Consider the following 6,548-nt stretch of genomic DNA (forward strand, 5'->3'; position numbering starts at 1 on the left):
TGCCTATCTTGCAATAAATCTTACTGATTACCCTGCCCGTTTTTTGCTTCTTTCCTTTTTTATCGCGCCTGCTCTGCCTCTGCCGCTGCGTAAACCTCAGCCGAATCGGTTTAGCACTTTGATTTTTTTTAACTATGCTTATTCCCTAACGAGCGGAAATAACCGAGTTCGTAATCAAAATCATCTTTATGCCGTGCGCTTCTGAAAGCTTTTCAGCGCGCGATATCAATTAACTACCGGCATTCTTGCTGGTTCAAGAGGAGAAATCATGTCGACAACTAATCGTCCCCAGCCTCCACTGCCAGAACAACAGCAAACATGGCCAGGCAGCACCAATGAAATGCAGCCCGTACCCGATCATGGCGAAGCCAGCTATCAGGGTTCCGGCCGACTAAAAGGTAAGAAAGCGATTATTACCGGCGGCGATTCCGGCATCGGCCGCGCCGTTGCTATTGCCTACGCTCGCGAAGGCGCAGACGTGCTGATCTCTTATCTGGATGAACACGAAGACGCAAAAGAGACCGCACGCCTGGTTGAAGAAGCCGGACGCAAAGCGGTGCTGGTACCTGGAGACGTCCGCGAGGCGGAGCATTGCCAGGCCATCGTCAGCAAAGCGGTAGAAGCCTTTGGCGAAATCAATATCGTGGTCAACAATGCCGCTTTCCAGATGACCCGTGATTCTCTGGATGAAATTAGCGATGATGAATTTGACCGCACGATGAAAACCAACATTTACGCCATGTTCCGCATCTGTAAAGCCGCGGTTCCGCATATGCCACCGGGCGGCTCTATTATCAACACCGCCTCGGTTAATGCCGATCAGCCTAAGCCGAAGCTGATTGCCTACTCGGCAACCAAAGCGGCCATCGTTAATTTTTCCGGTAGCCTGGCAGCGCTGCTGGCAGATAAAGGGATCCGCGCTAACGCCGTTGCGCCTGGTCCAATCTGGACGCCACTGATCCCGACCACCATGCCAACCGAGCAGGTGAAAAATTTCGGTAGCGAAGTGCCGTTGCAGCGTGCAGGCCAGCCTGCCGAACTGGCTCCGGCTTATGTCATGTTGGCCAGCGATGAAGCCAGCTACATTTCCGGCGCGACTATCGCCGTCACCGGTGGCGTCGCCGTCATCTGATGTCCGGGGCGGTAAATCCGCCCCGTTCCCCCTTCACATCTGCCCAATGAAAGTAACAACAGGCCGCTTCATGCGGCCTGTGGGCAGGCTTTTGTTAAGGAAAAAAAGATGAAAGCTTATCCTTTACGACTAACGTTGCCGATAGCCACGCATATTTTTGGCGGCGAGTTGATTAAAACACGCCTTGGAAAAGCGGGTTTACCGGACGGGCGTATTGCGGAAACCTGGGAAGTCAGCGACGTGGAAGGCATGCGCGCCACGATTAAAAACGGTGAGTACGCCGGGCTTAGCCTGCATGAATTAACGGAGCGCTACCCCGATGAGCTGGTGGCAAAGGGCTGGCGCGGGCCGCATTTTCCACTGTTAACCAAGTTTATCGACGGCAGCGGCATGCTGCCGGTGCATCTGCACGCCAATGATGAAGCCGCGCAGCGTCTGGAACAGCAGCCCAACGGCAAAAGCGAAGCCTGGCATATCTTATGGGCTGCGCCGGGCGCGACCTGTCTGGCAGGCATCAAGCCAGGCGTCGGTCAGCAGCAGCTACGCGCCGCACTACTGGCCCAGCGATACGACGAAGTGATGCAGCGTTTTCCGGTTAAAACCGGCGATACTTTTTACGTGCCGGGCGGCATGCTGCACTCTTTCGGACCGGATACGCTGATATACGAGATTGAGCAAACCTCCAATATTCAGCAGCACGCTATGCCGTGGCGTATGGAGGACGGTAGCGAAGTGCCGCCGCAGGAACGCGAAAAAAATATCGATGCGCTGCTGGCTGAACTACGGCCAGAGCTGACCTTAACGCCACAACCGGGTCTGAAGCTGGAAGAAAGTTCACAAATCACCCGCTTGATGTGCTGCGCAGGCCCTTACTTTGCGCTGGAGCGCTGGCGTTTTTCTGCCGGATACGACTACAGCTTCAATCGCGCGCGCATTATTTCTAACCTGGGCGAACCGTTGCAGATTACAGCGGCAGGTGAAAGCTGGACGCTGGAAAAAGCGGAAACGCTGCTGCTTCCGGCTGCCTTAGGTAGCGTGACCTTTAACGGGCCGGGTGAAATTCTCGTCGGCTATGTTCCCGATCTGGACTCTGAAGTTAATCGGCCTTTACGCGAACGCGGCTACGATGACGCCACCATTGCGCGCCTTGGCGACGTAACAGACCAACTGCGTTAGGAGATTTTATGCTGCCTTATTCTCTACATGGCCAGGCCAGCGACGCGCCGGTTTTTGTTCTGCTGCACTATCTGGGCGGTTCGGGCCATACCTGGTATCCAGCCATCAGCTGGCTAGATGAAAAACATCGCTGCATCACGCTTGATACGCCTGGTTTTGGCGCGGCGGCTGGCGTAAGCGGCTACGATGTTGCAGCGATGGTCGAACAGGTTGATCAAAGTATTCGCGAGCTGAAGCTGGATAACTGTATCGTCGTCGGCCATTCAATGACCGGCAAGGTCGCGCTGGTGCTGGCTTCGCGTCAGCCAGATTATCTGCGAGGATTAATTCTGGTTGCGCCTTCTCCACCTGGCCCACAGCCGATGAGTGATGAAGATCGCCGTAGCCAAATCGACTACAGCGCCAGCCGCGAAGAGGCGGAACAGTTTGTTGATACTGCGGCAAGCGAGCGATTGCCCGACGTAGTGCGAGAAGTTGCTATCCGGGATGCGCAGCGCGCTAATCTTGATGCCTGGCGCGCCTGGCCTGAAAAAGGCAGCCGGGAAGACTGGTCGCAGCGCATCGGCACGGTTAACTGCCCTGCGCTGCTGATAGCCGGTTCGGCTGACGATCAGGTTCCTGCACCCGCTGAACAGCAGCAGCTCACGCTTTCTCATTTGCCGGACAGCCGTCTGGAAGTGATTGAAGGTGCCGGGCACCTGATGCCAATGCAGACGCCACAACAGCTGGCTGAGCTAATGACGGCGTTTGCCGCTGACCTCTGATCTCTCTTTTTTCTTCCCCTGCCGGAAATAAGGTGACGCTTATTTCCGGTATTGCCTCGCTTTTAGCGCCTCGCCGCTCCAGGAAATCATTAGCGCCCTTTCAGGGAACCGGTTTATATTAATTTTCCAAATCAATCAGTTTGCTGCATCTGGCGCAGCACTCACAGGAGAACTCTGTGGCAATCTCTCTTCCGGAAAACCTGATCCCGTCCGATCCTCGTTTTGGCTGCGGCCCTTCGCTGATCCAGCTGGATGATTTAACACGCTTACAGGAAAAAGGGCCGCATCTGCTGGGTACCAGCCATCGCAAAGAACCGGTGCGGGCGCTGTGCCGGGACATCCAGCAAAACCTGAAAGACTATTTATCGGTGCCGGACGATTACAGTATCGTTTTGGGCAACGGCGGCGCGACCATTCTGTTCGATATGATCGGGCTTGGGCTGGTCAGAAAGCGTATTGCTCACCACGTTTGCGGCGAGTTTTCCGCTAAGTGGTTTAAAGCTTCCGACCGCATTCCGTGGATTGCGGCAGAGAAAACCACGGTCGATTACGGCCAGCCCAACAGCGTTTTTTTAACGGAAGGTTTTGACGTTGTCGCCTGTACGCTAAATGAAACGTCTACCGGCGTGATGAACACGCGCCTGCCGGAAGTGGGCGAAGATTGTTTGCTGGCTGTGGATGCTACCAGCGGCGCCGGTCAGATTGCCTGCGATCTTTCACGCGTGGACGTGTTCTTCTTCTCCCCGCAGAAGGTTTTTGCCAGCGAAGGCGGCCTGTTTGTGGCGATCCTGTCGCCAAAAGCAAAGGCGCGTATTGAGGAAATTGCCGCGCTGGATCGTTATATTCCGGTATTCGCCGACTGGCGGCTGGCGCTCAGCAACAGCGAGCAGCAGCAGACCTACAATACGCCAGCGGTGGTAACGCTGTTTCTGTTTGCCCGTCAGGCGGAAAGAATGAACGCGCTCGGTTTTGAAGAAGTAGAACGGCAGGCCGCAGAAAAAGCCGCCTGGCTGTATCAGTGGGCGCAGGAAAAAACTTATCTTTCAGCCTTTGTTACCGACCCGGCTGCGCGTTCAACCACCGTTGCCGCGATTGATGTTGCAGACACGATCAATGTCGATAAGCTGACCCGCTATCTGGACGAGCAAGGTTTGGTACACGGTATTGAAGGCTATCGGGCGCTGGGACGTAACCAGCTGCGGATTGCGCTGTTTCACAATATCGCTTTTGAGGATTTGAAAAAGCTGACCGCCCTGATCGACTTTTTGATACAGAGCGGCGAGTTTAATGCTTAATTTCCGATAACAACCTGAACGCTGGCAGCTTCTTCTATATGCTTTTGCGCTGCCAGGGTTTAAAGGTTAACCACAGCAGAAGTCCGGGGGCCTGTAGCGCTATCAACATGGCCAGAGACCACTGATAGGCCACCACAGGATAACTTCCTGCTACGGTATGCCAGCGGCCAATAACCATGCCCACCAGCCATTGCACGATAAAAGCCAGTAAAAATACGACCAGGTTAAATGAGGCGCTTACCCTTCCCGCCAGCGCTGGCTCTACCGATTGAGCGACGATAGCGTAATTCATAGTGGCCGCAGTGCCAAAAAAGCTAAAACCGACCGTAATGATAAACGGCGAAATTGGCAGGCCACTTAGCATCAGTAGCTGGAACAGGACGAATATTGCCACGCCGCTGCCGCAGATCATGATGGGCTGTACGCCATATTTGCGTAAATAGTCCGTCAGCCAGCCAAAGCTAAGGGAACCCGCCACCATAGCTACCGTTCCTGACATCAGAGCATCCGCCATTCGCGAGCTGCTCAGTCCGGCTACATCATGCAGCCATGGCCCCATCCATAAAGCCAGGATAGCCATATAAGTGGCGTTAGCAAAAACAGAATAGAGTCCAAGCCGCCAGAAAACCCATGAACGGTAAAGTCGTCCGACTTCCCGGCACATGTCGCTGAAGCGGGTATTTTTTGGCGTAAAAGCACCACGTACTGAAAAGTGGATAATGCCACTAACCAGCACAGTCATGACGGCTAACAGTAAAAACATTTGCCGCCAGGAAACCCATTGCAGCATGGCGTGCAGGGGTGCGGTGGAAGCCATCGCTCCCAGCCCTCCGACAGAAAGCAGACAGGCGGTACTGAGCGGCAAACGTTCTACCGGTAGCCAGATGGAGCAGGCTTTTATCGCACTCATCAGTGAACCTGCGACCCCCAGGCCAATCAGTCCGCGCCCGACCAATAATCCGGCCTCGCTGTGCGACAGCGAAAAAATGACCGAACCGGCAGCGGCAATCAGCAGCATAGGGCTTTGAACGGAACGAGGCCCGTAACGATCCAGCATCACGCCCAGCGGGAGCTGCGCTGCGGCAAAGGTCAAAAAATAAATGCCGGTAAGCAGCCCAAGACTTTCCGCGGGTAAATGAAGTTCGCCAGCCAGATCGTCATAAATGACCGCATTTACCGTACGAAACAGGTAAGAAACAAAATGCCCCAAACCAAAAGGAATAAAAATAGTAAGAAACAGCATGGCGAAACTTTTTTGCGCATCGCGAACTGCCGCGCCTGTCGTCTGTTCATTCTGCATTCTGAGGCACTTCCTGTTTAGAATTATAGATGATTCGCTTGGCGGATTATTGCCTCTTCAATATCAATACCAATAAACTTTGCGCCTTTATTATGGTGCCCGGCTAATTTACGCGTTAGTGCACCGGTTGAACTTCCCAACTCATAAACTATCGACTGTTCATTAATAAAGAAATCGCTCAGTGCCAGAACAATATCATGACCATCCTGATACTTTGGGACAGACTTTGAAACGTGGGAGTCAAAATATTGCGGGGTACTTCCTCCAAACGTCCAGGCCGCATTCAAAGAATCTATGCCATCACCCACATTACTTGAAGAAGAGTCGATTATGCTTTCAACACTTGCCATGATGCCGCCACCCTACAATGTTAAAAAAGTTAATTTTTTTTAACATTAACGCATTTTTTAAGCAACAGGAAATATAAGATTAAATTCATATTTAGCGCTTTTTAATTCGCTACCAGGCTGGCAAACCGCGCCGTTACTGGGTTATAAATTTTACTTATCAACTTAATTTTAAACAAAAAATATCATAAAAATTATTGAATGGGATAAATATCAGGGCCAAACATTTCTGTCTTTTTATAGCGCTTATCCGTTATATGAATATGCAATTGCGGTTTAAAACTAAAGAACTATTAAAGTTTGGTGTGTTCTACTACTCCTGTACTTTTTTAACGAGTTTAATCATCTGAAGATACAATTATGTTGTCTGTGCACTGGACATGCCTTGAAAACGGCCAACCTGAGCAAAATTTGAACAACTAAAAAGCGCCATGCAAAATAATAAAATGCAGGAAGTCAGGAAGTCAGGAAGTCAGGAAGTCAGGAAGTCAGGAAGTCAGGAAGTCAGGAAGTCAGGAAGTCAGGAAGTCAGGA

At 52.2% G+C, this 6,548-nt stretch carries 6 protein-coding genes; 4 read left to right on the top strand and 2 right to left on the bottom strand.

The window, feature by feature from the left end; translation table 11 throughout:
* Positions 1-268: 268 nt before the first annotated feature.
* From KUE00_RS20750 to KUE00_RS20765, 4 genes are all read left to right on the top strand, one after another.
* Entirely contained in the window at positions 269-1,132 is an 864-nt protein-coding gene (locus tag KUE00_RS20750) for a glucose 1-dehydrogenase (protein ID WP_246762140.1), read from the top strand.
* A gap of 108 nt (positions 1,133-1,240) precedes the next feature.
* A complete protein-coding gene (locus tag KUE00_RS20755; RefSeq protein WP_246762142.1) occupies positions 1,241-2,308 on the top strand; it encodes a class I mannose-6-phosphate isomerase in 1,068 nt (355 codons plus the stop codon).
* Positions 2,309-2,316: 8 nt separating this feature from the next.
* Positions 2,317-3,072, top strand: coding sequence for an alpha/beta fold hydrolase (locus tag KUE00_RS20760; RefSeq protein ID WP_246762143.1), 756 nt, complete (start codon positions 2,317-2,319; stop codon positions 3,070-3,072).
* A gap of 176 nt (positions 3,073-3,248) precedes the next feature.
* Entirely contained in the window at positions 3,249-4,367 is a 1,119-nt protein-coding gene (locus KUE00_RS20765) for an aminotransferase class V-fold PLP-dependent enzyme (RefSeq protein ID WP_246762145.1), read from the top strand.
* Between the two features lie 34 nt (positions 4,368-4,401).
* Here the strand turns inward: KUE00_RS20765 and KUE00_RS20770 are convergent, their stop codons facing one another.
* Positions 4,402-5,667 carry an MFS transporter gene (locus KUE00_RS20770; RefSeq protein ID WP_246762147.1) on the bottom strand — a complete coding sequence of 422 codons (1,266 nt, stop codon included), beginning with the start codon at positions 5,665-5,667 and terminating at the stop codon, positions 4,402-4,404.
* A gap of 23 nt (positions 5,668-5,690) precedes the next feature.
* Positions 5,691-6,017 carry a class I SAM-dependent methyltransferase gene (locus KUE00_RS20775; protein ID WP_246762149.1) on the bottom strand — a complete coding sequence of 109 codons (327 nt, stop codon included), beginning with the start codon at positions 6,015-6,017 and terminating at the stop codon, positions 5,691-5,693.
* Positions 6,018-6,548: the final 531 nt, after the last annotated feature.

This window comes from Erwinia phyllosphaerae (genome assembly GCF_019132875.1).
Taxonomy (GTDB): domain Bacteria; phylum Pseudomonadota; class Gammaproteobacteria; order Enterobacterales; family Enterobacteriaceae; genus Erwinia; species Erwinia phyllosphaerae.

Excerpts from the sequence above, each read along its gene's own strand:
- KUE00_RS20750 (WP_246762140.1), top strand. The coding sequence starts at position 269 with ATGTCGACAACTAATCGTCCCCAGCCTCCACTGCCAGAACAACAGCAA.
- KUE00_RS20755 (WP_246762142.1), top strand. The coding sequence starts at position 1,241 with ATGAAAGCTTATCCTTTACGACTAACGTTGCCGATAGCCACGCATATT.
- KUE00_RS20760 (WP_246762143.1), top strand. The coding sequence starts at position 2,317 with ATGCTGCCTTATTCTCTACATGGCCAGGCCAGCGACGCGCCGGTTTTT.
- KUE00_RS20770 (WP_246762147.1), bottom strand. The coding sequence starts at position 5,667 with ATGCAGAATGAACAGACGACAGGCGCGGCAGTTCGCGATGCGCAAAAA.
- KUE00_RS20775 (WP_246762149.1), bottom strand. The coding sequence starts at position 6,017 with ATGGCAAGTGTTGAAAGCATAATCGACTCTTCTTCAAGTAATGTGGGT.